Raw genomic sequence first — 24937 nt, 5'->3', positions numbered from 1 at the left:
GTTGTTGGACACAATATGTAGTGGCTACACTGGGATGAGGGAGAGGAGGCCCACGTATGTTCTGCCCGTACTGCCGTCACGACTCATCTCGTGTAGTGGACTCGAGGACGCTGGAAGATGGATCCGGAATACGCCGTCGCCGGCAGTGTCCGCAGTGTTCCAAACGGTTCACCACTGTAGAAACCACCAGTCTGAGCGTCATCAAGAGGTCCGGTGCCGCTGAACCATTCGACCGCTCCAAGGTCATCAATGGTGTGCGAAAGGCCTGCCAGGGCAGGCCCGTGACACCTGATGATCTCGCCGTACTCGCGCAGGAAGTGGAGGAAACTGTCCGCGCGTCCGGTAATGCAGAAATCGATGCCAATGACGTAGGCCTAGCTATTCTCGGCCCGCTCAAGCGGCTCGACGTCGTCGCCTATATGAGGTTCGCCTCCGTCTACAGGGGCTTCGAAAATCTTGACGATTTCGAAGCAGCCGTGGAAGAGCTTCGTCGCGAAGAACTTGAACCAGAGGGCGGCGCGGCGAAAGTTGTTCAGCCGCGTTTCGGTTTCAGGTAGACTTTCATACACACCGGTGGTGGTCTCTTCAGGGGAAGGTTGAGACCACCGCCGGTTTTGTTATGCGCGGGGACCCAGTGAAGGTGCTGCTCTAACACCCCGCGAGGCGGCGGAGCCCCGCGATTGCCGCTTCGGGGTCATCTGCGGAGTAGACGGCTGAACCCGCAACGAAGGTGTCGGCGCCGGCTTCTGCCGCCCGCATGATGGTCTCACGGTTGATACCGCCGTCTACTTGAACGGCAATGCGGCCACCGAGGTCCTCCGAGGCCTTACGGGCAGCCGCGATCTTCGGCAGCATTTCATCCATAAACGACTGCCCGCCGAAACCAGGTTCCACAGTCATGATGAGCAGCATGTCCAGCTCACTCAGCAGGCTCAAGTGCGGCTCCAGAGGCGTCCCGGGCTTCATCGCCATAGCCGCTCTGGCTCCATGAGAGCGCAGATCCCGTGCTACTTGGACCGGCCGAGCTGCAGCCTCGACATGGAAGGTCACCGACTCAGACCCAAGCTCGGCGTAGGCAGGCGCCCAGCGGTCGGCGTCATCAATCATCAGATGAACGTCCAACGGAAGGCTCGTCGCTGCACGGATGGCCTTCACGACTGGCAGCCCGAGCGTCAGATTGGGCACGAAATGATTGTCCATCACGTCCACATGGACGGCATCGGCGGAGGGGATGCGCGAAAGCTCTGTGGCAAGGTTGGCGAAGTCGGCGCTGAGAATGCTGGGGTGGATAGCGGTCATGGGGCCTCTTTCCTCAACAGGGCAAAAAACATGGCGTCAGTTCCGTGGGTATGGGGCCACAGCTGCACGCATTTTGCGGCCGTCTCCCCGCCGGCGGTGGGACGCTTCCGGATCAGGTTCCTGCCGGCAGGAAGCGCTAGGTCCTCCATGACCTCATGAGCGTCCAACAGCTCGAGTTCAGGGTGCCTCTTCAGCGCGTCTTCTACTTGAACCAGAGTCTCAGCAGGGTGCGGCGAACACGTCACGTATGCCAGCAGACCATCTTCGGCAAGCACGCCGACAGCGGCGTCAATCAGCTCAGCCTGGAGTATGGTCAGTTGAGCCAAATCCCCGGGCTGCCTGCGCCATCGGGATTCAGGACGACGCCGCAGCGCACCCAATCCGGTACAGGGAGCGTCAACTATGATCCGGTCAAAGGACTTGCCCAGCTCACCGATACTCTGGCCATCTCCAGTGCGGACGTCCCAGAAGTCTGGGCTGATCGGCTGCAGAGCCTTTCTGACCAGTTCAGCCCGATGCGGTGCAGGCTCGTTGGCGGTCAGATGGACCTCATACTCTGCGGCGAGGCTTGCCAGCAGCGCCGCCTTACCGCCGGGCCCGGCGCACATGTCGAGCCACTTCTCTGCGGAGGATACGGTCGGTTCAGCGAGGGCCCGGGCTATCCACTGAGAGCCGATGTCCTGGACCCTGAGCACGTTTTCCCTGACTCCGCTGAGTCGGCCGATGTCCCCGCCGCGGAAGACCGCGGCCCCATCAATGAGCTCAGAGCCCACTGCACCGGATTCAACGGCCTGCTGCAGGGCTTCGAGACCATTGGGCTCCGCCCCGGCCGGAATGCCCACCAGGTGTACCTCTGGGGCGGCGTTATCAGCTTCCAACAGCTCTACCAACTGATCCTCGTAGCCGTGGAGTTTCAACGATTGACGCATCGCACGAACGATCCATCGTGGATGCGCGTGGCGCAGTGCGAGAGCATCCAGGTCCGCAAGTTCTGCGGTGAGTTGGTCTAACCATTCCTGCAGAGTTTTTGACCCGACTTTCCGCAGAACGGCATTGACCAATCCAGAAGGCCCTGCCCCGACCTGGTCGCGGACCAGCGCTACGGTTTCGTTCACCGCAGCGTGGTCGTCAACACGCATAGCCAACAGCTGGTGAGTGCCTAAACGGAGAGCATTGAGCACCGGGGGATCCAACTGCTCCAACCCTCGGTCCACATTCTGCCGGAGAATCGTGTCATAGGTTCCTTGGGCGCGCAGAGTGCCGTACGTGAGTTCTGTGGCGAAGGCTGCGTCACGCTTGTTCAGCTTGGCGCGGCGTATCTCCGTGGGCAGCACCAGGTTGGCATAGGCGTCGTCGAGAGCCACTGCCCGCAGCACGCGGAACGCGGTCAGCCGAGCTGGGTCGGCACGTCGGGAGCGGTTGGACGGAGTTGATTGGCTGAACTGCCGGGGCCCTCCCCGGTGCCGCTGTCGACCTTTGTCATTGCGGCGCTGTGGATGTTCGCTCACCGTTGGCCTCCAAGCCGCACACGATCTTGTTGGCCGCGCAACCAGTCAGCAGCGGGCATCATCTGTTTTCCAGCCGGCTGCACCTCGGTGAGTACCACACCAGCCCCGTCTCCGGTGCTCATCACGACGACCTGGTCTCCCGAGTGCCGATCGGAGGGCAGCAGAGAAACCTGCCCGGGCTCACCGCCCGGACGACCGTGGAAAGTGCGGGCGACCCCAAGTTTCACACGCGCCTCACCGTTGAGCGTCCATGCACCGGGTTCAGGAATCGTTGCGTTAATTCGATCAGCAACCTGGGGTGCTGCCGCCGTTGGATCGATGAAGGCGTCATCGCGTGTCAGTTTAGGTGCGAGGGACGGTTCACCAGCCTGCGGAACAGGACTCGCGGTTCCCTCCAACAAGCCTGGAAGCAGATCCAACAGCATCCGGCCGCCCAAGGTCGTGAGGTCTTCCAACACTCTGCCTGCGGAAGTTAGCTCAGGGATCTCATATGTCCGCGCTGCGTGAATAGGACCCGAATCCATGCCCTTCTCAAGTTGGAAAATGGTAGCTGCCGTGGTGCGTTCTCCGTTGAGGATGGCGTGCTGAACCGGCGATGCTCCGCGATACTTGGGCAACTCTGAGTAGTGAAGGTTCACCCACCCATGGCGGGGAGCCTGCAGGGCCGCTTCGGGCAAGAGCGCACCATAGGCGACGACCACCCCGAGATCAGGTTTCAGCCGGCGAACGGCTTCGGTGACTTCCTGATCGAGTTTCGAGGCCTTCAGCAGCGGCAGCCCCGCTTCTCTGGCGACTTCAGCAACGGGGGAGGGGGTGAGAACTTTGCGCCGGCCCACCGGGGCGTCAGGCCGAGTCAGCACGCCCGCTATCGGAACATCAGAGGTGATAAGGCTCATCAGGACATCGGCTGCAATCTTCGGGGTGCCGGCAAAGACTATTCCGTTCATGCCATCACTCCATTCCGTAGTTCTCGATAGGCCTGCTTCTTGTGCTCCCCGGTCAGACGGTCCAGAAAGAGCTTTCCGTCCAGATGATCAAGTTCATGCTGAAAGCACGCAGCCAGCAGGCCGGTGGCTTCGATCCGCAGGCTATGGCCGTCGGGGCCCACCCCGGTGAGGACAGCATGCGGGAAGCGCGTCACTGGGGCGTATATCCCCCCTGGAATGGAGAGGCAGCCCTCCCGAAGTACCGCCTCGCCGTTGTCACTCTCAGGACGGGGAACAAATCCGGGACTCCCGGACAACTCGAGTTCGGGGTTGATGACCGCGCCCCGGTTCTCCTCCACGTGCCAGGTAAAGATGCGCAGGCTCACTCCCACCTGCGGTGCGGCGAGCCCGATACCGTTGACATAGTTCATCGTATGGTTCATGTTGTGGACGAGTTGGCTGATGCGTTGGTCCGGGGCTCCATCGCTGAGCGGTACGGGAGAAGCTGGGCTGCGCAGGACCGGATCACCGATCTGCCGGATTCCGAGGACAGACATGTGCTCCATTCTTTCATCACTGATCACAATGCCCCTGCCGGTGCTCGCTCAGCCAGTCGGGGCAGCAGCGGTAGGCGGCGGGCCTATGGGTCTCAGCGCGTGACCTTGTTCAGAGACCGACCGAGAATGCTCCCAGACCTGTCGGAGGGCCCAGAACTTTCGCCAATGTGCCCGAAGTGCCGAGGACTGTGCCTGAACCGGGACTACCTCAGCCTCTGAGACGGCCACGGCAATCAGCAGCGGCAGATTACCGTCGTCACCGCGGTGGGGCCACGGCTCCCATATGCCGGCTGACGCGTCAACCAGTACCTCCTCAGCTCGCATTCCGGCGACGAGCTGCATCACTACAGAGTCACGGACCGGTTTCGCACGCCCGTCACGGCCGAGTCCCTTTGTCTTGAAGTCCAGGATGCACGTCCTGCCACCAATTTCAGCCAGCAGATCCAAGGTGCCGGCGTAGCCGACGGTGTGATTCCACACCGTGACCTCGGCTGCCAGCGGCTTTACCTGATACAGCTCCCACCATTCGTCAAAACGGTCGGCAAACCGTGACTCGCCGTGTTCGGCAAGGACGGCGCGGGCGGCGTCGGGATCGGTCCCCTCGCCGAGAGCGCTGAGCGCGACCTGTTCAGCGTAGTGATGGACTCGATCACCCCGGGCGGCGGCGGCATCACGGAACCTCTCCGCGGCGGATGAGGCATCGCGAGCGAGCTTCCGAAGATCACCCGGGGACCCGACCGATCCTGAGAGCCGTGCGTCATTGATGAGCTCAGTTGCCGCCATATGGCCTGACCAGCCCGTCATATCCTGAGACTCCTGAGCGATTATCGTGGTGATCGAAGGCACCAGAGGTGGTTCCGACAGGGAGCGAGAGTACATTCGACCGAAGTCTGTAGCGTGGGCAAGCCGCGGATCTGTCATAGTCATTCAGTCTGCCATGAGGCCTCGACACGGCAGAGACCACGCGGCGATTGGACGGTCTGCATTGGAGTGGGTTAGAGTTTCATGTCGTTGACCTGCCGGTTTCGGCAGCAAGACAAGCGGATGTAGCTCAGCTGGCTAGAGCATCACCTTGCCATGGTGAGGGTCGCGAGTTCGAATCTCGTCATCCGCTCGCGAGGGAAATAACCCGAGCAACCCCGGTGGGGTGGCCGAGTGGTGAGGCAGCGGCCTGCAAAGCCGTTAACGCGGGTTCGATTCCCGTCCCCACCTCGCACCGGCCCCACGGCCGGGCAGTACGCGTGATTGGCGCAGCGGTAGCGCGCTTCCCTGACACGGAAGAGGTCACTGGTTCGATCCCAGTATCACGCACAGCTGACTTTGGTCAGCAAGGCGGATGTAGCTCAGCTGGCTAGAGCATCACCTTGCCATGGTGAGGGTCGCGAGTTCGAATCTCGTCATCCGCTCAGAACGACACATATGACGCTCGGTTTCCTCGGATACCGGGCGTCATTGTTTTGTGGCACCATAGATGCCACGTGCTTACGGGATCGGTGCAAGTCCGAACCGGCGGTGATAGTCCGCGACCCGGCGCCCACTGCGCCGGTTGAACCGGTGAAATTCCGGTACCGACAGTTAGAGTCTGGATGGGAGTAGCACAGAAGGAGACTGTCCATTGGGCACTGCCCACCCGTCCTGCGGCGACGAAAACATGCAGACTGCCCTGGATGCCGCAATATTGGGTCCCCGAGGCGCGAACCCCCTGGTCGGATCAGTGCTCGTTGATGCTCATGGACGCATTCTCGCGACAGGCCATCACCGGGGAGCTGGCACCTATCACGCCGAACGCGACTGCCTCACCAGAGCTCTCGCAGCCGGAGTGACGGACTTCTCCTCCACCACGCTCTACACAACCCTGGAACCGTGTACGCACTACGGGCGTCAGCCAGCCTGCACTGACCTCATCTCCGAGGCGGGCGTCCGCACTGTGCTTGTAGGGGCCAGAGACCCATCGCCCAACGGTGGTGGAGTCGAAGTGCTGCGCACCAGAGGAACTGAGGTCATCAACGGCGTCCTCAAGGAACAGTGCGAAAAGCTCAACCATCGGTGGAATGAAGCGGCCGAACAGCAGCGAATCTTCGTCACCGTCCACCTCGCTCAGAGCATCGATGCCCGCATCGCAGCGGCAGATGGCACCAGCCAGTGGATCACCTCTGAGGTGTCACGTGAACACACCCACATGATTCGCCAGCGCGTCGACGCCATTCTGGTGGGCACCAACACCGTGACAACGGACGACCCGCGCCTCACAGCCCGAGACGAACGGGGTTTGCTGACCCCCGCTCAGCCCCTGCGCGCCGTCATGGGACTGAGTGACATCCCCGATCAGGCCCAGCTCAAACAGGGACGTCCCGAAGGCGAAGGGTGGATCCATCTGCGCACCCGTGACCCTTTGACAGCACTGAAGAATCTGGCCACCACCCAGCACAATGGCCACCCGGTCAAACATGTGCTGGTGGAGGGCGGCCAGTCCATTCTCTCCGCATTCTTCGCCGCCGATCTGGTGGATGAGATTTTTCTCTACACGGCCCCGCTGATTCTAGGATCGGGTCGGTCAAGCCTGGCCGACCTCGGCGTAAGCACGCTGACCGAGGCCCGCCGCTACACACTCGACGTCGCTGACGGAGGACCTACGACCATTATGGACAACGATGTCTGCATCCACCTGCAGCCGGAGCCGAAAGGAGCGCGCTAAATGTTTACGGGCATCATTACCGGCATTGGCAGCGTCATCGACCGCATCCCCGATCCCGCCAAGGGGGTGGAGCGTCTGGTGTTCTCGGCACCGGGCCATGTGGACGATTTAGCATTGGGCGGCTCCATCGCGGTCAACGGGGTGTGTGTCTCCGCCGTCGAAATCCGCGGTGAACGACTCACCGCCGAGCTGATCCCAGAGACCTTGAAGCGGACGACCTTTGGTGAACTCGGGTCAGGGGATGCGGTGAACCTGGAGCGCTGCCTGCCCTCGGGAGCAAGACTGGACGGCCATGTGGTCCAGGGGCATGTAGACGGCATCGGTACTTTGGTAGACCGCGACCTCAACGACGGTCGGCACCGGTTCGCTATCCCAGCCGACTTGGCCGAGTACATCGCGGAGAAGGGCTCAATCGCTATCGACGGAGTGTCACTGACCGTCACAGCTGCCAGCCTCGCCGGTGATTCCACGGGTGGTGACCCAGCCAGCGAGCACGCGTGGTTCGAGGTCGGTCTCATCCCGGCGACCCTTGCGGACACCACGCTGGGGCGCAAGGAGCTGGGCAGCAACGTCAACCTTGAGGTGGACGTCCTGGCCAAGTACGTCCGTCGCATGCTCACATTCGAGACCCAGGCGGCAAGCTCAGCGGTCTTCGAGGACGCTCATTCACGTGGGCCTGCGCTTCCCACTATCCCGCAACCTGCGACCCCGGCACCCCTGCTGGATCCCATTGAGGTGGCGCTGAATCACCTCGCTGCGGGACGCCCCGTAGTGGTCGTCGACGACGCTGACCGAGAGAACGAAGGTGACCTCATTTTCCCTGCCTCTGCGGCAACCGCGGAGCTGATGGGATTCACCATCCGGCACAGTTCCGGTGTGCTCTGTGTGCCGATGACGGCAGAGCGTGCGCGCCACCTGGATCTTCCGCCGATGGTCACCAGCAACCAGGATCCGAAAGGCACCGCCTACACTGTCAGCTGCGACGCACAGTCGGTGGATTCCACCGGTATCAGTGCCTACGATCGGGCGTTGACCGCGAATGTATTGGCCAGTTCGGACACCGAGCCGGCAGATCTCACCCGCCCCGGCCATATGTTTCCGCTTATCGCCGACGCACGTGGTGTACTCGGACGCGACGGCCATACAGAAGCCGCAGTGGATCTGTGCCGGCTCTCAGGGCAGTCGGAGGTGGGGGTCATCGCCGAACTGGTCCACGACGACGGCTCGATGATGCGGCTGCCTGCCCTCCGTGAGTTTGCCGACACTCATGAGCTCGCTCTGATCAGCATCGCCGATCTCATCGAGTACCGCGGTGGAACGCCACGCCCTGACGCCGTCAGAGAGTCATACCTCACCTCCTGGGAGGCTCCCAAGGATGAGGCGGCTAAGCTCGTCAGCGGCGGCCCTGTCGTCACCCTTCCCACCGACTTCGGCGTCTTCAACGCTCAGGTGTGGACCGAGCACACCACAGGTCACGAACACCTCTTGCTCTCGGCCCAGAACCCTGATTCTGATCAGCCGCTGGTGCGCCTGCACTCAGAATGTGTCACCGGAGATGTCATCCACTCCCATCGCTGTGACTGCGGCACACAGTTGGCCTCGGCCCTAGACACCATCCACGAAGCTGGCGGATACCTGCTGTACCTTCGGGGCCATGAAGGTCGGGGTATCGGCCTGGCGAACAAACTGCGCGCCTATAAGCTCCAGGAGAAGGGCGCCGACACTGTAGAGGCCAACGAGATGCTCGGCCTGGCCGCAGAGCTGAGGGATTTCACCGGGGCAGCAGCCATCCTGCACGCAGCCGGGATCAGCGACCTGCGACTGCTGACCAACAACCCGACCAAAGTTGATGCGCTCGCTGCCACCGGACTGACGGTCACCCAGGTTCCCAGCAATGGTGTGGTCCACCCGGACAACGAACGCTATCTGCGCACTAAGCGCGACAAGATGGCCCATATGCTCGACCATCTGGCGCTCAATGAACAGAACGAATCCGACAAGAGCACTGTGACGAAGGAGACACCATGAGTGGAGCAGGAGCGCTGAGCATCGATTCTGAAGAGATGAAGGCTCTTCGCCAATCGGCCAATACCCTTCGCGTGGCGGTGATAGCGTCGCGCTGGCATACCCGGATCATGGATGGTTTGACGGCTGGCGCAGACAGGTTTCTGGAGGAGATCGGGATCGAGCACGACGCCGTCACCCGGCTCGCTGCCCCCGGCAGCTTCGAACTGCCAGTGCTCGCTGCGCGGGCTGCCCGAAGCCACGACGCCGTGGTAGCACTAGGGGTGGTGATTCGTGGCGGGACCCCGCACTTTGACTATGTCTGCTCCGCAGCCACGAACGGTCTGACCCAAGTATCGGTGGAGACCGGAACGCCGGTGGGATTCGGGCTGCTGACCTGCGACGACGAGCAGCAGGCACTTGACCGAGCCGGACTTGAGGGTTCTCGTGAGGACAAAGGCTACGAGGCTGCACACGCAGCCGTTGCCACAGCTGTGCAGATCGGCGCCATCGGCTGATTGCTCAGAGTAAGCTGGGGGCGATGAAAACCTTTGACGAACTCTTCACCGAACTGTCCCGCAAAGTCGCCGAACGACCTGAAGGTTCCGGCACTGTCGCTGCCTTGGACGCGGGGGTCCATCAGATCGGCAAGAAGGTCGTCGAGGAAGCCGCCGAGGTCTGGATGGCTGCCGAATACGAATCGGTCGACGCAGCCGCAGAAGAGATCTCCCAATTGCTTTACCATCTGCAGGTCATGATGCTCGCCAAGGGAATCAGCCCCCAAGACGTCTACCGCTACCTGTAAGAAAGGCCCCAAAAAATGTCTGAGCTTTCCGCTGAGCCCACCACCGTCCCTGGGCCACGGGACGGCCAGAAGCTTCGTGTCGCGGTGCCCAATAAGGGCGCTCTCTCCGAAGCTGCCATGTCCATGCTCTCTGAAGCCGGTTACCTTCAGCGCCGCGACCGCAAGGAGCTGGTGATGGTGGACGAGGAGAACGGCATCGAGTTCTTCTACCTCCGTCCCCGTGATGTGGCCGTGTATGTAGGCTCCGGCATACTGCACGTGGGCATCACCGGCCGTGACCTGTTCCAGGACGCCCGAGTTGATACTGGTGCCCAAGAAATCATGGGACTCGGCTTCGGCCGCTCCACTTTCCGGCTAGCCGGTCCGAAAGGACATTACAGTGCTGCCGCAGACCTCGCGGGCAAACGCGTAGCGACCTCATACGACGCGTTGTTGGGTCACTGGTTCGCCTCCCAAGGCATCCCAAATGTGGAGGTAGTACACCTTGACGGTGCAGTTGAGTCTGCGGTGCGGCTCGGCGTCGCAGATGCCATCGCCGATGTCGTTGAAACCGGCAACACGCTCAAAGCTGCAGGAATGGAAACCTTCGGCGAGCCAGTCATGGTCTCGGAAGCCATTCTCATCTCTGGCAGGGGAGCAGAACAGGACGACGACACCGTCATCCAAAGGGATACGGAGCGCCTGATCCGTCGACTGCAGGGCGTCCTAGTGGCACGCCAATACGTGATGATGGACTACGACATTCGTCGCTCCGATCTGGATGCTGCCACCGCCATCACTCCCGGACTGGAATCGCCGACCATCTCGCCACTGGCAGACCCTGATTGGGTGGCTGTGCGGTCCATGGTCCCGGCAAAACGAACCAACCAGTTGATGGATCACCTCTATGAGTTGGGCGCCCGGGCTATCCTGGTCACCACCATTCACGCCTGCCGCGTCTGAACCGACGGAAGCAGCGCGCTCGACGTTGAAACAAGAAGGAGTACCGTGTCTCTGGCTGTACGGGTCATCCCCTGCTTAGATGTGGATGCTGGCAGGGTCGTCAAGGGCGTCAACTTTGAAAAGCTCCGCGACGCCGGTGACCCGGTTGAGCTTGCGCACAGGTACAACCTAGCCGGCGCCGACGAACTGACGTTTCTCGACGTCACAGCCTCCTCTTCCGCCCGCGAGACCACCTACGATGTCGTCACACAGACGGCGCAGGAAGTGTTCATCCCGCTGACGGTCGGTGGAGGAGTGCGCAGCGTCGAAGACGTGGACCGGCTCCTGAAGGTCGGCGCCGACAAGGCCTCAATCAATACGGCCGCCGTAGCCCGTCCATCGGTCATCAATGAGATCGTGGCGCGTTTCGGCAATCAAGTGCTCGTCCTCTCTGCAGATGTCCGGCGCAGCCTGACAACGGATTCTGGATTCGAAGTCACCACTCACGGGGGACGCGAAGGAACCGGAATTGACGCTTTGGACTGGATTGCAGAGGCCTCCGAACGGGGGGTCGGCGAGATCCTGCTGAACAGCATCGATGCTGACGGCACTCAAGACGGATTCGACATCGAGATGATCGCAGCAGCACGCGCGGTGACCTGGGTGCCGCTGATCGCCTCCGGCGGCGCCGGAAAACCCGAACACTTCCCTGAAGCCATCGACGCCGGTGCGGATGCCGTCCTGGCAGCCAGCATGTTCCACTTTGGGCCGGTGGACATGATCGCCCGGGTCAAGGATGTGCTCCGCCAGGCCGGACACAGCGTCCGATGAAGGAGAAGCTCCGATGACGACACTTGAGAATGTGAAGTACAACGCCGATGGGTTAGTCCCCGCCATCGCCCAGGATACGAAGACCGGATCAGTGCTGATGCTGGCGTGGATGAACGCGGAGGCTTTGATGGCCACCCTGAAGACCCGGCGCGGCACCTACTGGTCGCGCTCGCGCAAGGCCTTATGGGTCAAGGGCGAGTCCTCCGGGAACGTCCAACATGTGAAGTCCGTGTCTCTGGACTGTGACGGCGACACCGTGCTCCTCGTAGTAGACCAGACTGGCCCGGCCTGCCACACAGGATCCGACACGTGCTTCACAGGAAGAGAGATCGGCTGATGCACGCCCTGGGTATCGTCACCCCCACCAAAGATGAGTTCATCCACCTGGCCCGCAGCCACCGCGTCATCCCAGTGACGATGAAGCTGCTCGCTGATGGACATACTCCGCTGAGCATTTATCGTGCCCTGGCGGCCGATGAGCATGGCACCGGTCAGCCCGGAACATTTCTTATGGAGTCGGCCGCTCCTGGGGCCGCATGGTCACGGTACAGCTTCATCGGGGTCAGTTCCCTAGCTACGCTGTCGGAAAAAGACGGACAGGCCCACTGGCTCGGTGCCCCACCCGCCGGAGCCCCCGCTCAGGGGAGCACCGCAGAGGTGCTGCGCGACACTCTGGATTTCCTGGGCAGCCGTGCGTTCGCCGAGGAGATTCCTCACCTGAGCAGCGGTCTGGTGGGATACGTAGGCTGGGATGTGGTCCGCAATTGGGAGCGGCTTCCACACCCCCCTGCCGATGCGCTCGGCCTACCGGACATGGCCATGAACCTGATCTCCGATGTGGCCGTCCACGACAACCGTGACGGAACTGTGACGCTTATCGCCAATGCCATCAATACAGATGGTCGCTCCACCGGAGCGGAACAGGCCTACGACGACGCCGCAGCAAGGCTCGATGCCATGAGAGACCAGCTTGCACAGCCGGTGCAGCCCGGACTCTCGGCCGCCCAGGGGGACTGGACTCAGGCCGTGGAGCAGGACCTGCAGGATAAGGTCAAGCACAGCTGGGATCAGAACGAGTACTTGGCAACGCTGAGCAAAGCGAAGCAGGCCATCGTCGATGGTGAGGTCTTTCAAATTGTGGTCTCCCGACGCTTCGAAGTCGAGACCGACGTGGACGCCTTGGCCGTCTATCGAATGCTCCGCCTGTTGAACCCCAGCCCCTATATGTACCTGATGCACTTTCAGACCCCCGACGGCGAGCCGTACCAGGTGGTCGGCGCCTCCCCGGAGGCCCTGGTCACCATGGACGCCCAGCGCAATGTGGTCTCCCACCCCATTGCAGGTACCCGGCCGCGTGGAACGACGCCTGCGGAGGACATCACCCTCGCGGAAGATCTCCTCGCCGATCAGAAAGAGCGTGCGGAGCACATCATGCTCGTCGATTTGGCACGCAACGACCTGGCCAAGGTCTGTACCCCCGGTTCGGTGGAAGTCACGAAGTTCATGGGGGTGGAACACTTCAGCCACGTGATGCACCTGACCTCGCACGTCCAAGGGAAGGTGGCGGCGTCGTCATCACCATATGACGTTCTGGCAGCGACATTCCCGGCGGGGACCCTGTCTGGCGCGCCCAAACCGCGGGCGCTCCAACTACTGGATGAGTGGGAGCCGACGCGTCGCGGCATCTACGGAGGGGTGGTGGGGTACTTTGACCTCTCCGGACGGATGGACGCAGCGATCGCGATCCGCACAGCCGTACTGGCCGGCGGCCGCGCCTACGTCCAGTCAGGAGGCGGAATCGTGGCTGACTCTGACGACGAGACCGAACGCAAAGAGACCGTGAGCAAAGCGGCGGCGCCCCTGCGAGCAGTGTTGGCCGCAGCACGATTGGTCCCGCTTGAAGGCCACCACGGCTCAAGCAGCGCTGCGCATCCTCCCGGTGACGGGGACGTACCGGGCGCCGAAACTCCTACTGATAGGTTGCACCACTGATGGGCCATCTCGCATTTATCTTTCAACGACGGAACACCATACTCATCATCCAGGTCGGGGCGGTGCTCGTGCTGATCTCCACGGCGTTGACCTGGGTGACAGCCACCGGCCTGCCGGACACCGCGGCTGTGGATGAAGTCGGTCTGCTCGGCGGCGATATGTCGCCGGCAGTCCGTGCGATGGGGCTTGTCGGAGTGGCCGGCGGTGTGGCCGCCACGATCGCACGCAAATGGGTGCGGGGCCTCATCGGAGCGGTTCTGCTGGGGGCAGGGGTGATCTCACTGATCGGTGCAGTACTCACTCTCATTGACCCGGCAGCGACTGCCGCGCCGGCATTGGCAGAGTTCACGGGAACTACGGACCCTGCGGCCACATACAGCGCAGGTTTCCCCGTCTGGTTGGCTGTTCTGGGGGCCAGCATGCTCGTACTCAGCGCTCTGGGCATGTTGCTGTTTTCCCCCGGTTGGAGTGATGAGAAGGCAGCAAAGAAGTATTCTCGCGGGCAGTCGCAAGCGGAGAACCCCGATGAGATCGACCTGTGGGACGATCTTTCTGATGGGGACGACCCCACCGACAAACGCTGACTATGACGGCCGTGCAGAACGCCGACTGCTGATCTGGCAGAATAGGTCTCAAGGATTTCGACATCGTGTAGAGGAGTAGGTCTATGGCTGCCAGCCAGGCGACAGCACAGGCTCAGAGGCCCGTTCGTGACGTGGAGCAGGAACCCACCGCGAATGACGAGTACATCCACCATGACCACATCGGCCACGGCTCCACACCTGCCGCGTGGGCGCTTTCGGGAACCATCGTTCTCGGCAGTATCATCGCCGGTGTGGGCTTTATCGGACTGGCCTGGTCCGATGCCTGGTGGATCGCGATCGCCATCGGAGCAGCACTAATCCCCGTCGCGCTCATTCTGGGCCTCGTGCTGAAAAAGGCCGGCTACGGCGTGGAGATGGATTCCGCAGCGGTGCTGAGCCGCGGACGAGATCCACGGGACTACTCAGGTCCGGCCACCCCTGACAACACTCAGGGCGGCGCGGAGAAGCGTCAGCCCGATGCCAGCACTACCTGAAGCCGTAGTGAATGACCACAGTCCTCGACTCAATCATTGAAGGAGTCCGCGAAGACCTCGCGGCGCGCACCCGTAAGACTCCGCTGCGTGATGTCAGGGCGCAGGCTGCGGCCGCGGCTCCGGCTCTCGACGCTCACACCGCCCTGACGTCTGGACGGCACGATCCGCACGGTGTCCGGATCATTGCCGAAGTGAAACGGTCCTCCCCTTCTAAGGGAGCGCTGGCCGATATCCCGGATCCTGCTGCACTGGCTGCTGCATACGAGTCCGGTGGTGCCAGTGTCATCTCAGTGTTGACCGAGTCACGCCGATTCGGGGGATCTTTGGCAGATTTGGAAGCTGTGCGTGCACGCGTGGACATTCCCGTGCTGCGCAAGGACTTCATGGTGGACGAGTACCAGTTCCACGAGGCCCGGGCTTATGGCGCCGACCTGGTGCTTCTCATCGTTGCCGCACTCGACGATCAGCAGTTGCGGGACTTCCTCGCCATGACTCACGAACTTGGGATGAACGCTCTGGTGGAGGCCCATACCGAAGAAGAAATTGAACGAGCTGCGGCGGTAGGGGCGAAGATCGTCGGCGTCAATGTTCGTAACCTGAAGACCCTGGAGGTTGACGTTGAGCACTACGCCGCGATGGCTCGCCACCTTCCGCATGATGTGGTGCGGGTCGCCGAATCGGGAGTGAGCGGACCCGAGGGCGTTCTCGATTACGCTCGTCAGGGTGCAGACGCTGTTCTGGTGGGCGAAGCGCTTGTCAAACACGGTGACCCGACCGCAGCCGTTAAGAGTTTCCGGACTGCAAGCCTTTCTAAGGAGGCACAGTGAACACTCATTACCGCGACGCAGCGGGCCCCTACTTTGGTGACTACGGTGGTCGCTGGATGCCGGAGTCGCTCGTGGCAGCCCTCGACGAGGTCGCCGACACCTTTGCCAAGGCCAAGGCGGACCCGGAGTTTACCGACGAGTACTTCAGACTCTGCCGTGAATACACCGGCCGCCCCTCCCTGCTGACCGAGGCGAAGCGATTCGCCTCTGAAGCAGGGCACGCGCGGATCTTTCTCAAGCGCGAAGACCTGAATCACACCGGAAGTCACAAGATCAACAATGTCCTCGGACAAGCGCTGATCGCGCGCCGGTTGGGTAAGACCAGACTCATCGCCGAGACCGGCGCGGGCCAGCACGGAGTGGCCACTGCCACCGCCGCGGCACTGTTCGGGATGGACTGTGTCGTATACATGGGGTCAGCCGATACTCGCCGCCAGGCGCTCAACGTAGCGCGAATGCAGCTGCTCGGCGCGGAGGTCATCGCCGTAGACCACGGCGCCCAGACTCTGAAGGATGCCATCAACGAGGCCCTTCGTGACTGGGTGGCAAGCGTAGAAACCACCCACTATGTCCTCGGCACAGTAGCCGGACCGCACCCCTTTCCTGAAATGGTCCGCTGGTTCCACCAGATCATTGGCGAAGAAGCCCGGGAACAGATCCTCACCCAGACTGGCCGCCTGCCGGACGCCGTCGCTGCTTGTGTAGGCGGCGGCTCCAACGCGATTGGAATCTTCCACGGTTTCCTCGACGATCCCGGTGTGGAGCTTTTCGGTTACGAAGCCGGAGGAGACGGGGTGGAGACAGGACGCCACGCCTCGGCGATTACTCTTGGCCGCTCAGGGGTCCTCCATGGGGCGCGGAGCTACCTCATGCAGGACGAGGACGGACAGACCGTGGACAGCCACTCCATCTCAGCAGGACTCGACTACCCCTCCGTAGGCCCGCAACACGCCTATCTCAACGATCAGGGACGCGTCACCTACCAACCGGTGACGGATGCTGACTGTATGTCAGCCTTTGAGTCGCTGTGTCGAACTGAAGGCATCATCCCCGCCATCGAATCAGCCCATGCGTTGGCGGGAGCCGCACGGCTCTCAGCTGAGTGGGGACCTGAGGGTGCCGAGAAGGTGATCATTGTGAACCTGTCCGGTCGCGGTGACAAGGATGTTGCCACTGCTGCCGAATGGTTCGATCTGCTTCCGGACCAGGAATCCGACATCGAAACGGCCGATGCCGCGGCACCGGAAGTAGGGGTACAAGCATGACCGCAGTGCTTCAGTCCAAGAGCGCGGCCGCGATCGACGCCGCTGCTGCTGAGGGTCGAGCGGCCTTCATCGGCTACCTGCCCGCCGGGTATCCGGACAAAGAGACCTCCATCCAAGCTGCAATCGCTCTGATTGAGAACGGCGCAGACATCCTCGAGGTCGGCATCCCTTACTCCGACCCTGTGATGGACGGACCGGTCATCCAGCAGGCGACCACCGAAGTTCTCGCCCGGGGTTTCCGGATCAGTGAGGTCTTCGAGATTGTTCAGGCCGTCACAGAGGCCACTGGTGCCGCTGTGCTCGTAATGACCTACTACAACCTCATTGACCGGATGGGCGCAGAGGAGTTCGCTCGCCGACTGGCTGCGGCTGGGGGAGCGGGGGCGATCACGCCGGATCTGATCCCGGACGAGGCTGAAGACTGGCTCGCCGCCACAGACAAATACGGGTTGGACCGCATCTTCCTGTCAGCCCCCACCTCGGGCCCGGAACGTGCCCAGATGGTAGCGGAAGCCTCGCGAGGGTTTGTCTACGGAGTGTCCATTATGGGCGTCACCGGCACTCGCGATTCAGTGTCGGACGTTGCCGAACAGGTCGTTGAAGCGTCAAAAGCAGCTGGCGCCCGCCGAGTCTGCGTGGGGCTCGGTGTGTCCGCGCGCTCCCACGTTGAGGAGATCGGAAGCTACGCGGACGGGGTCATCGTCGGCACCGCCCTCGTAGCCGCTCTGCGCGACGGTGGACCTGAGGCCGTAGGAGAGTTGGCTCGCCAGCTCAGCGGAAAGTCCTGATACGGTTCCACCTATGACGCTCTCCGCTCTATCTTCTGGTGCCCAGACACTCACGGGCTTCCCCCCTCCGCCGATACGCGGTATCGATCTTCCCGGACCATTCTTCATCGCGTTCTACACCCTGGTCATCATGATCGGCATCGTCATGGCCGTGGTGGTTGCTACCCGCCTGTGGAAGTCTCGCGGAGGTCAGAGCGACGACATTTTCTCGGCCATGCTCTGGGCCGTGCTGATCGGAATCGTCGGCGCGCGCATCTATCACGTGGTCAGCTCACCCGATGCGTACTTCGGTCCCGACGGCGATCTCACCAGGATTCCCCAGCTCTGGCAGGGGGGCCTCTCCATCATTGGAGCCGTGATAGCGGGTGCGTTGGCTGTCTGGTTTTTCTGCCGCAAGAACGGCATCAAATTCGGGGCATTCGCCGACGCGATCGTGCCGGGGGTCATCCTGGCCCAAGCCATCGGGCGCTGGGGCAACTGGTTCAACCAAGAGCTGTTCGGCCGGGCTACCGATCTTCCCTGGGGCCTGCGCATCGACACTGACCAGCAGCATCAGGGATTGACCGGGAGCCTGCCGGCCTACGCCACTGACGGCGGACTGTTTCACCCAACATTCCTTTATGAATCCCTCTGGAACCTGGTGGGATTCATCGCCCTCATCTTGCTGTTCAAGCGTTTCCAATTCCGTCAGGGACTCATTGCGTGGACCTATGTGGCCTACTATGCCCTGGGTCGCTTCTGGATCGAATCCATGCGGATTGACGAGGTCAACAAGTCCACGCAGTACCCTCTGCGTGACCTCCTGGGGCTAGATTGGCGACTGAATCAGATCATCGCTTTCGTCATCTTTGTCGTGGCCGTGGCCATCCTGGTCTGGCTCTTCATCAAGCGGCCGCAGACCGAGGCAGAGATTGCCGAACATGCCGAAATATACTCTCCCGACTCCCCGCATCGCGCCGGAGAGCCAGCCGTTGCGGGAGTCCTCGGAGACGAAGCCGCTCTCGACAGTGCTGCAGAACCAGTCACCGATGAGAGACACGGTACGGGTCCACGGAGTGAAAACTCAGGTCCTTGACTTGCGCCGGCCCAACCGCAGGCGCAAGATAGAACACCGACCACTCAAACGCTGAGTGAGCGCCGTACCTGCAGTCACGCACCCACCGTGATGCAGGCGCACCCGCAGTGCCCACCCACGGCACTGGATCAGGTCTGACGACGTTGTCACGCACCCCAGCGAACGCCCCTTGAAGATGCCGCTCCCTTGAGGAAGGAACACACGCCTGTGAGCCCGAATAAGGTGATCTCCCCTTACGAGCGATACGCCGCCTTCCCTGAAAAGGCCGGGCTGTATAACCCAGCCAAAGAGCACGAAAACTGCGGTATGGCCGCCATTGCGACACTGCGTGGAGAGCCAGGTCATGACATCGTGGACTACGCGCTCCACGCACTGCGCTGCGTCGAACACCGCGGGGCGACCGGTGGAGACGTAGGCACCGGCGACGGTGCAGGCATCATCACCCAGATCCCTGATGAGTTCTTCCGCGCAGTGGTGGACATCGATCTGCCAGCTGCCGGAGAGTACGTCGCGGGCACGGCCTTCCTGCCGCAGGAGCAGGACGAACGTGAAGAGACGATGACGAACTTCGAGGAAATGGCCGCAGTCCAAGGGCTCAAAGTCCTCGGTTGGCGCGATGTTCCGGTCGACGATTCGCTCATCGGCAGCCTCTCCCGGGAGGCGATGCCATTCTTCAAACAGGCCTTCCTGACTTTCGCTGATGAAGACTCCATTGAGTTTCAGGAATCGGCAGAAGGCACACTGGACCAACGCGCATGGCGGTTGCGTAAGCGTGCGCAGGTGCGGTTGGGAATCTACTTCGCGTCACTGTCTTCCCGGACCATCACCTATAAGGGCATGCTGACGACCGCACAGCTCGAACCTTTCTACCCAGACCTCTCTGATGAGCGGTACAAGTCGACCCTTGGCATCGTCCACTCCAGGTTCTCCACCAACACGTTCCCCTCGTGGCCGCTGGCCCAACCGCTTCGGTACCTGGCCCACAACGGCGAGATCAACACCGTTGAAGGAAACAGAAACTGGATGCGCGCACGCCAGGCCACGATGTACGGGCCTGTCCTCGGTGACGATCCCGAGTACCTCTTTCCGATCTGCACCCCGGGAGCATCGGACTCCACCAGCTTCGACGAGGCAGCCGAACTGCTGATGCTCTCCGGCAGGCCCCTGTCGATGGCCATGAGGATGATGATCCCAGAGGCCTGGGAGAATCATGAGTCGATGGATCCCGACCTGCGGGCGTTCTACGAATACCACTCCACTCTGATGGAACCTTGGGATGGTCCGGCCGCAATCGCCTTCACGGATGGTGACCAGCTGGGTGCTGTGCTGGACCGCAACGGGCTGCGTCCCGCCCGCTGGTGGGTCACCGAAGACGGGCTGGTAGTGCTCTCCTCAGAGGTCGGCGTCGCTGAACTGGAGCCTTCGACGGTGGTCCGTAAGGGACGCGTGGCGCCGGGCATGATGTTCCTCGCCGACACCAAAGAAGGCCGGATCATCGAAGACGAGGAAATCAAGGCTGACTTCGGGTCCAAGCAGCCCTGGCGTGAATGGGTCGACGAAAACAGACTCACACTGGACGACCTGCCAGAGCGGCTGCACGTCAAGCACCCCGCCGGTTCGGTCCGCTTGCGTCAGCAGACCTTCGGCTACACCCACGAAGAACTCAAGATCCTCATTGGGCCAATGGCTGCCACTGGCGCCGAACCGCTGGGAGCAATGGGCACCGACACACCCATCGCCGTCCTGGCCGAACGTCCACGCCTCCTGTTCGACTACTTCGTTCAGACTTTCGCTCAAGTGACCAACCCGCCGCTTGACGCGATTCGTGAAGAGTTGGTCACTTCTCTCTCCCGTCACGTTGGAGCTGAGGGAAACCTCCTCGACACCGGCCAGGTGAAGTCCAAGCAGATCAAGCTGGACTTCCCGGTGCTAACCAACGATCAATTGGCGCGCATCGCAAATCACCGCAATGAAGACGGCGTCAAAGCTGCGCTGCGTATTCGGGGTCTCTTCCGCGTGGGATCCACCGAGGAGGAGTTCCGGCAGCGCATCCGTACCCTCTGCGAACAGGTCTCGGCGGCGGTGAACCGCGGTGTCAGCTACATCGTCGTCTCCGATCGCGACTCCAATGCGCAGTGGGCACCTATCCCGTCATTGCTGCTGGTATCAGCCATTCACCACCACCTGTTGAAATCGGCGAACCGGACCAAAGCCTCCCTGTTGGTCGAGGCCGGAGACGTCCGAGAGGTTCACCACGTCGCCTGTCTGATCGGCTATGGCGCCTCGGCTGTTAACCCATATTTGGCGATAGAAACTGCCGAGGACATGGTCCGTCGGGGAGATATCACCCGGGTGACCGAAGAGCAGGCGGTGTCCAACCTCATCAAGGCACTCGGCAAGGGCCTGCTGAAGATCATGTCCAAAATGGGCATCTCCACTGTCAGCTCCTACTGTGGCGCTCAGACATTTGAAGCCGTCGGTTTGGCCCAGAATATGGTGGACCAGTACTTCTCCGGTACGGAATCGCTTATGGGCGGAGTCGGTGTCGATGTTCTCGCCAAAGAGTCCATGGCTCGGCACTCCAAGGCCTACCCGCCTGCGGGGAACGGACTTGGACGTGGCGACGAGCTGGAAGTCGGTGGGGAATACCAGTGGCGGCGTGAAGGGCCGCCGCACCTGTTCAACCCAGAAACAGTATTCAGGCTCCAGCATGCATCCCGCACACGGCGCTATGACGTTTTCAAGCAGTACACCAAGGCGGTGGACGACCAGTCCAAGGCGCTGATGACGCTCCGTGGGCTCTTCAAGCTTGAGAACGACCGTCCCTCAGTCCCGCTCAGCGAGGTGGAGCCCGTCTCCGAGATCGTCAAACGGTTCCAGACCGGAGCGATGAGCTATGGGTCCATCTCTCAGGAAGCGCATGAGACGTTGGCGATCGCCATGAACCGGCTGGGAGGCCGTTCCAACACCGGTGAGGGTGGTGAACACCCGCAGCGGCTCATCGACCCCGAGCGCCGCAGCTCGATCAAACAGATCGCCTCCGGACGTTTCGGTGTCACCAGCCAGTATCTGACCCATGCGGATGACCTGCAGATCAAAATGGCCCAGGGAGCCAAACCCGGTGAGGGTGGACAGCTCATGGGCAAAAAGGTTTATCCGTGGGTGGCTGAAACCAGGCACTCTACCCCTGGAGTGTCTCTGGTCTCCCCGCCACCTCACCATGACATCTACTCCATCGAAGATCTCAAACAGCTCATCTACGACCTCAAACGCGCCAACACAGGTGCTCGAGTCCACGTGAAACTCGTATCACTGCACGGAGTCGGCACTGTGGCTGCCGGGGTGGCCAAGGCCTCAGCCGACGTCGTGCTCATCTCCGGGCACGATGGCGGCACCGGAGCTTCCCCGCTGAACTCGCTCAAACACGCAGGTACCCCATGGGAGCTCGGTTTGGCTGAGGCCCAGCAGACGCTCATGCTCAACGGCCTCCGCCAGCGCATCACAGTGCAGGTGGATGGTCAGCTCAAGACGGGCCGAGACGTTGTCATCGCCGCACTGTTGGGTGCTGAGGAGTACGGTTTCGCCACCAGCGCCCTGGTAGTTTCCGGCTGCATCATGATGCGGGTGTGTCACCTGGACACCTGCCCTGTTGGCGTCGCGACCCAGAACCCGACTCTGCGGGAGCGCTACACCGGCAAAGCGGACCATGTGGTGAACTTCTTTGAGTTCGTCGCCCAAGAGGTGCGTGAGTATCTGGCGGAGTTGGGCTTCCGAACAATGGATGAGGCCATCGGGCATATCAAGTCGCTCAACATCGACGACGCCAAACGCCACTGGAAGACAGAGGGCCTGGACCTCACCAAAGTCCTCTCTGGGTGGGACCCAGAGGATCCGGAGGTGGCACGCCAGTTGCGCCGGACCACCACTCAGGATCACGAACTTGAAAAGCACTTCGACGTGGATGTGATCGAGCAGTCCCAACGGGCCATTCACCACGGAGAGCGCGTGCAGATCGAGAAGACTGTCGTGAACACAGACCGCGCGGTCGGCACCATGCTCGGACATGAGGTCACCAAAGCGCTGGGGCTCTCCACGCTGGAGAACAACACCATCGAGATCAAACTCTCTGGTCAGGCCGGCCAGTCCCTCGGGGCGTTCCTTCCTCATGGCATCACTCTGCGCCTCTCCGGAGACGCGAATGACTACGTGGGCAAGGGGCTCTCCGGTGGGCGTGTCATCGTCGCCCCTGACCCGGCGGCACCGTTCGAAGCCGCCGATAATGTGATCGCCGGCAATGTCATCGGTTACGGCGCCACGGCAGGGGAGCTGTTCCTGTCGGGTCAGGTGGGTGAGCGGTTCCTGGTGCGCAACTCCGGGGCGACCGCGGTCGCCGAAGGAGTAGGGGACCATGGCTGTGAGTACATGACCGGCGGCCAGACCCTCATCCTCGGACCCGTGGGTCGCAACTTCGGCGCTGGCATGTCCGGTGGTACCGCGTACGTGCTCGACTTCGACAAGACACAGCTGAACACTCAAGCCGCCTCCAATGGGGAGCTGCTTCTGCTGACCCCCGATGAGGAGGATAAGCAGATCATTCTGGATCTTCTGCGCCGCCACCAAGAAGAGACTGGTTCGCCCCTGGCGGCCCGGCTTCTCGAAGACCCCCAAGGAGTCCTGGAACGGATCACCAAGATCCTGCCGCGTGACTTCGACCGGGTGCTGACTGCCCGCAGTGCGGCCCTCGATGAGGGCCTTGACCCCGACGGCGATGCCGCATGGCAGAAGATTTTGGAGGTGACCAATGGCTGATCCGCGTGGATTTCTCAAGCATCGCGAACGACAGGACAGGCCATCCCGCCCGGTTCCAGTGCGCATCATGGACTTCAAAGAAGTCAAGGAGCGGCAGGACCGTGGAGTGACCCAAACCCAGGCGGGACGCTGCATGGACTGCGGGATCCCGTTCTGTCACACCGGCTGCCCGCTGGGCAATCTCATTCCCGAATGGAATGATCTGGTCTGGCGAGATCAGTGGGAGGAGGCTTCCGACCGGCTCCACATGACGAACAACTTCCCCGAGTTCACCGGGCGCGTCTGTCCTGCACCATGTGAGACGTCTTGTGTTCTGGGCATCAACCAGCCAGCGGTGACCATCAAGCAGTCCGAGGTCGAAATCGCCGATGAAGCCTTGGAGAAGGGCTATGTCGAACCGGAGCCCCCGAACCGCCTCACCGGCAAGACCGTTGCTGTGGTGGGTTCAGGGCCGGCTGGCTTGGCCGCCGCTCAGCAGCTGACCCGCGCTGGGCATACAGTCGCCGTCTACGAGCGTGATGATCGGCTTGGCGGACTGATGCGGTACGGAATCCCGGACTTCAAAATGGAGAAGAACCTGGTCGATTTCCGCATTACACAGATGGAAGCCGAAGGAACGCGCTTCTACCCCTCCACTGATGTCGGAACCGATATCACCTGGGATGGACTGCGAGACTCCTACGACGCGGTCATAGTGGCTACCGGGGCCATGGTGCCACGTGACCTGCCGATCCCAGGACGGGGGCTCAGCGGTATCCACTTCGCCATGGAGTATCTGGTTCAGTCCAACCGGGCAGTCGCTGGCGACGTCGTGCCCGATCAGATTCACGCCAAGGACAAGCACGTGGTCATTCTGGGCGGCGGTGACACCGGTGCGGACTGCATCGGAACCGCGCACCGGCACCAAGCTAAGTCGGTGACGACCCTCGCCATCGGTAAGGAGTTGCCCCGCGAACGGCCTGAGCACGAGCCATGGCCGATGGACCCTCGTGTGTTTGAGGTATCCAGCGCCCATGAGGAGGGTGGGGAGGTCAAATGGTTGGCTTCCACCGTGGAATTCCTAGGAGACGAAAACGGGCACATCCGTGCTTTGCGAGGTGCTGAGACTCAGTACAACGACGACGGCACGCGCACACCCAAACCGGGCACGGAGTGGGAAATGCCCGCAGACCTGATCCTGCTTGCCCTGGGCTTCACCGGTGCAGAACCACAGACGCTCACCGACCAGCTGGGGATCGAGTTCGCCTCCCGGGGCACCGTCCAACGCGCTGAGGACTACCAAACCAACGTAGAAGGCATCTTTACCATCGGCGATGCCGGTCGCGGGGCCTCACTGGTGGTGTGGGCCATTGCCGAGGGCCGGGCGGTCGCGGCAAAGGTCGATGAATACCTGGAAGGCAGCACGCGTCTGCCTGCTCCGGTGGCGCCCAGCGATCGGGCGATCACGCTCGCTCCTTGAGTATTCTGCCGTTCTCTAGGTAGTCATTCTGCGATAGGCTCGCAGTCAGATCCGGCCCAATGTCGTGCCATATTCCATACCGCTCGACAACCAGTAAA

The 24937-nt window shown here is 61.8% G+C and carries 22 protein-coding genes, 4 tRNA genes and 1 riboswitch; of the genes, 21 read left to right on the top strand and 5 right to left on the bottom strand.

Annotation, left to right across the window (positions count from 1 at the left end; translation table 11 throughout):
* Nucleotides 1-56: 56 nt before the first annotated feature.
* Nucleotides 57-557: a transcriptional regulator NrdR gene (nrdR, locus tag FH975_RS10970; RefSeq protein WP_153078554.1), complete on the top strand. Its 501-nt coding sequence runs from the start codon at nucleotides 57-59 to the stop codon at nucleotides 555-557.
* Between the two features lie 91 nt (nucleotides 558-648).
* Here nrdR and rpe read toward each other — a convergent pair whose 3' ends face one another.
* The 5 genes from rpe to FH975_RS10945 are packed head-to-tail and all read right to left on the bottom strand — an operon-like array spanning nucleotide 649 to nucleotide 5211.
* Nucleotides 649-1299 carry a ribulose-phosphate 3-epimerase gene (rpe, locus tag FH975_RS10965; protein WP_162321379.1) on the bottom strand — a complete coding sequence of 217 codons (651 nt, stop codon included), beginning with the start codon at nucleotides 1297-1299 and terminating at the stop codon, nucleotides 649-651.
* Entirely contained in the window at nucleotides 1296-2807 is a 1512-nt protein-coding gene (locus FH975_RS10960) for an RsmB/NOP family class I SAM-dependent RNA methyltransferase (protein WP_328821865.1), read from the bottom strand. The genes rpe and FH975_RS10960 overlap by 4 nt, the downstream gene beginning before the upstream one ends.
* Nucleotides 2804-3754 carry a methionyl-tRNA formyltransferase gene (fmt, locus tag FH975_RS10955; protein WP_162321378.1) on the bottom strand — a complete coding sequence of 317 codons (951 nt, stop codon included), beginning with the start codon at nucleotides 3752-3754 and terminating at the stop codon, nucleotides 2804-2806. Before fmt ends, FH975_RS10960 begins: the two co-directional genes overlap by 4 nt.
* Nucleotides 3751-4290, bottom strand: coding sequence for a peptide deformylase (gene def / locus FH975_RS10950; RefSeq protein WP_162321377.1), 540 nt, complete (start codon nucleotides 4288-4290; stop codon nucleotides 3751-3753). The genes fmt and def overlap by 4 nt, the downstream gene beginning before the upstream one ends.
* A gap of 48 nt (nucleotides 4291-4338) precedes the next feature.
* On the bottom strand, nucleotides 4339-5211 hold the full coding sequence (locus FH975_RS10945; RefSeq protein ID WP_162321376.1) for a cytochrome: 873 nt from the start codon (nucleotides 5209-5211) through the stop codon (nucleotides 4339-4341).
* A 119-nt stretch (nucleotides 5212-5330) separates the two neighbouring features.
* Between FH975_RS10945 and FH975_RS10940 the strand changes: the two genes are divergently transcribed.
* From FH975_RS10940 to FH975_RS10845, 20 genes are all read left to right on the top strand, one after another.
* Nucleotides 5331-5404: transfer RNA gene (locus FH975_RS10940), tRNA-Gly, on the top strand.
* Nucleotides 5405-5431: 27 nt separating this feature from the next.
* Nucleotides 5432-5502, top strand: a tRNA-Cys gene (locus tag FH975_RS10935).
* Between the two features lie 27 nt (nucleotides 5503-5529).
* Nucleotides 5530-5601 (top strand) — tRNA-Val (locus FH975_RS10930).
* A 21-nt stretch (nucleotides 5602-5622) separates the two neighbouring features.
* Nucleotides 5623-5696, top strand: a tRNA-Gly gene (locus FH975_RS10925).
* Between the two features lie 70 nt (nucleotides 5697-5766).
* Nucleotides 5767-5891, top strand: a riboswitch (FMN riboswitch).
* 14 nt (nucleotides 5892-5905) lie between these two features.
* A complete protein-coding gene (gene ribD / locus FH975_RS10920) occupies nucleotides 5906-6985 on the top strand; it encodes a bifunctional diaminohydroxyphosphoribosylaminopyrimidine deaminase/5-amino-6-(5-phosphoribosylamino)uracil reductase RibD (protein WP_235928672.1) in 1080 nt (359 codons plus the stop codon).
* Complete coding sequence (ribB, locus tag FH975_RS16960; RefSeq protein WP_162321375.1) at nucleotides 6986-9013, top strand: 3,4-dihydroxy-2-butanone-4-phosphate synthase; 2028 nt, start codon at nucleotides 6986-6988, stop codon at nucleotides 9011-9013. It abuts the gene before it with no gap.
* Nucleotides 9010-9507, top strand: coding sequence for a 6,7-dimethyl-8-ribityllumazine synthase (gene ribH / locus FH975_RS10910; protein WP_162321374.1), 498 nt, complete (start codon nucleotides 9010-9012; stop codon nucleotides 9505-9507). Before ribB ends, ribH begins: the two co-directional genes overlap by 4 nt.
* 23 nt (nucleotides 9508-9530) lie before the next feature.
* Nucleotides 9531-9794, top strand: coding sequence for a phosphoribosyl-ATP diphosphatase (locus tag FH975_RS10905; protein ID WP_162321373.1), 264 nt, complete (start codon nucleotides 9531-9533; stop codon nucleotides 9792-9794).
* A gap of 15 nt (nucleotides 9795-9809) precedes the next feature.
* Nucleotides 9810-10736, top strand: coding sequence for an ATP phosphoribosyltransferase (hisG, locus tag FH975_RS10900; protein WP_153078562.1), 927 nt, complete (start codon nucleotides 9810-9812; stop codon nucleotides 10734-10736).
* Nucleotides 10737-10781: 45 nt separating this feature from the next.
* Nucleotides 10782-11546, top strand: a complete 765-nt coding sequence (gene hisF / locus FH975_RS10895; protein ID WP_153078563.1) for an imidazole glycerol phosphate synthase subunit HisF — start codon at nucleotides 10782-10784, stop codon at nucleotides 11544-11546.
* Between the two features lie 13 nt (nucleotides 11547-11559).
* Nucleotides 11560-11883 carry a phosphoribosyl-AMP cyclohydrolase gene (hisI, locus tag FH975_RS10890; protein WP_153078564.1) on the top strand — a complete coding sequence of 108 codons (324 nt, stop codon included), beginning with the start codon at nucleotides 11560-11562 and terminating at the stop codon, nucleotides 11881-11883.
* Entirely contained in the window at nucleotides 11883-13538 is a 1656-nt protein-coding gene (gene trpE / locus FH975_RS10885) for an anthranilate synthase component I (protein WP_162321372.1), read from the top strand. The genes hisI and trpE overlap by 1 nt, the downstream gene beginning before the upstream one ends.
* Complete coding sequence (locus FH975_RS10880) at nucleotides 13538-14122, top strand: Trp biosynthesis-associated membrane protein (protein WP_153078565.1); 585 nt, start codon at nucleotides 13538-13540, stop codon at nucleotides 14120-14122. Before trpE ends, FH975_RS10880 begins: the two co-directional genes overlap by 1 nt.
* Nucleotides 14123-14205: 83 nt before the next feature.
* The gene (locus tag FH975_RS10875; protein ID WP_153078566.1) at nucleotides 14206-14616 is read left to right on the top strand and encodes an HGxxPAAW family protein; all 411 of its coding nucleotides are present in this window, start codon (nucleotides 14206-14208) and stop codon (nucleotides 14614-14616) included.
* A gap of 11 nt (nucleotides 14617-14627) precedes the next feature.
* On the top strand, nucleotides 14628-15443 hold the full coding sequence (gene trpC, locus FH975_RS10870; RefSeq protein ID WP_162321371.1) for an indole-3-glycerol phosphate synthase TrpC: 816 nt from the start codon (nucleotides 14628-14630) through the stop codon (nucleotides 15441-15443).
* A gap of 56 nt (nucleotides 15444-15499) precedes the next feature.
* Complete coding sequence (gene trpB, locus FH975_RS10865; protein ID WP_153078609.1) at nucleotides 15500-16708, top strand: tryptophan synthase subunit beta; 1209 nt, start codon at nucleotides 15500-15502, stop codon at nucleotides 16706-16708.
* A complete protein-coding gene (trpA, locus tag FH975_RS10860) occupies nucleotides 16705-17496 on the top strand; it encodes a tryptophan synthase subunit alpha (RefSeq protein ID WP_153078568.1) in 792 nt (263 codons plus the stop codon). The genes trpB and trpA overlap by 4 nt, the downstream gene beginning before the upstream one ends.
* A 13-nt stretch (nucleotides 17497-17509) precedes the next feature.
* Complete coding sequence (lgt, locus tag FH975_RS10855; protein ID WP_153078569.1) at nucleotides 17510-18571, top strand: prolipoprotein diacylglyceryl transferase; 1062 nt, start codon at nucleotides 17510-17512, stop codon at nucleotides 18569-18571.
* A gap of 207 nt (nucleotides 18572-18778) precedes the next feature.
* Nucleotides 18779-23380 carry a glutamate synthase large subunit gene (gene gltB / locus FH975_RS10850; protein ID WP_328821864.1) on the top strand — a complete coding sequence of 1534 codons (4602 nt, stop codon included), beginning with the start codon at nucleotides 18779-18781 and terminating at the stop codon, nucleotides 23378-23380.
* The gene (locus FH975_RS10845) at nucleotides 23373-24839 is read left to right on the top strand and encodes a glutamate synthase subunit beta (RefSeq protein WP_162321370.1); all 1467 of its coding nucleotides are present in this window, start codon (nucleotides 23373-23375) and stop codon (nucleotides 24837-24839) included. Before gltB ends, FH975_RS10845 begins: the two co-directional genes overlap by 8 nt.
* Nucleotides 24840-24937 lie beyond the last annotated feature (98 nt).

Source organism: Nesterenkonia haasae, assembly GCF_010119385.1.
GTDB lineage: Bacteria > Actinomycetota > Actinomycetes > Actinomycetales > Micrococcaceae > Nesterenkonia > Nesterenkonia haasae.
Note: the sequence above shows the minus strand (reverse complement) of the source record. Positions and strands in the feature narration are given on the sequence as shown.

Bases quoted from the DNA above. Each gene is read 5' to 3' on its own strand.
- FH975_RS10945 (WP_162321376.1), bottom strand. From the start codon at position 5,211: ATGACAGATCCGCGGCTTGCCCACGCTACAGACTTCGGTCGAATGTAC.
- nrdR (WP_153078554.1), top strand. From the start codon at position 57: ATGTTCTGCCCGTACTGCCGTCACGACTCATCTCGTGTAGTGGACTCG.
- fmt (WP_162321378.1), bottom strand. From the start codon at position 3,754: ATGAACGGAATAGTCTTTGCCGGCACCCCGAAGATTGCAGCCGATGTC.
- trpC (WP_162321371.1), top strand. From the start codon at position 14,628: ATGACCACAGTCCTCGACTCAATCATTGAAGGAGTCCGCGAAGACCTC.
- trpA (WP_153078568.1), top strand. From the start codon at position 16,705: ATGACCGCAGTGCTTCAGTCCAAGAGCGCGGCCGCGATCGACGCCGCT.
- FH975_RS10845 (WP_162321370.1), top strand. From the start codon at position 23,373: ATGGCTGATCCGCGTGGATTTCTCAAGCATCGCGAACGACAGGACAGG.
- FH975_RS10875 (WP_153078566.1), top strand. From the start codon at position 14,206: ATGGCTGCCAGCCAGGCGACAGCACAGGCTCAGAGGCCCGTTCGTGAC.
- ribH (WP_162321374.1), top strand. From the start codon at position 9,010: ATGAGTGGAGCAGGAGCGCTGAGCATCGATTCTGAAGAGATGAAGGCT.
- FH975_RS10905 (WP_162321373.1), top strand. From the start codon at position 9,531: ATGAAAACCTTTGACGAACTCTTCACCGAACTGTCCCGCAAAGTCGCC.
- rpe (WP_162321379.1), bottom strand. From the start codon at position 1,299: ATGACCGCTATCCACCCCAGCATTCTCAGCGCCGACTTCGCCAACCTT.
- lgt (WP_153078569.1), top strand. From the start codon at position 17,510: ATGACGCTCTCCGCTCTATCTTCTGGTGCCCAGACACTCACGGGCTTC.
- trpE (WP_162321372.1), top strand. From the start codon at position 11,883: ATGCACGCCCTGGGTATCGTCACCCCCACCAAAGATGAGTTCATCCAC.
- def (WP_162321377.1), bottom strand. From the start codon at position 4,290: ATGTCTGTCCTCGGAATCCGGCAGATCGGTGATCCGGTCCTGCGCAGC.
- ribB (WP_162321375.1), top strand. From the start codon at position 6,986: ATGTTTACGGGCATCATTACCGGCATTGGCAGCGTCATCGACCGCATC.
- FH975_RS10880 (WP_153078565.1), top strand. From the start codon at position 13,538: ATGGGCCATCTCGCATTTATCTTTCAACGACGGAACACCATACTCATC.
- hisI (WP_153078564.1), top strand. From the start codon at position 11,560: ATGACGACACTTGAGAATGTGAAGTACAACGCCGATGGGTTAGTCCCC.
- trpB (WP_153078609.1), top strand. From the start codon at position 15,500: ATGCCGGAGTCGCTCGTGGCAGCCCTCGACGAGGTCGCCGACACCTTT.
- hisG (WP_153078562.1), top strand. From the start codon at position 9,810: ATGTCTGAGCTTTCCGCTGAGCCCACCACCGTCCCTGGGCCACGGGAC.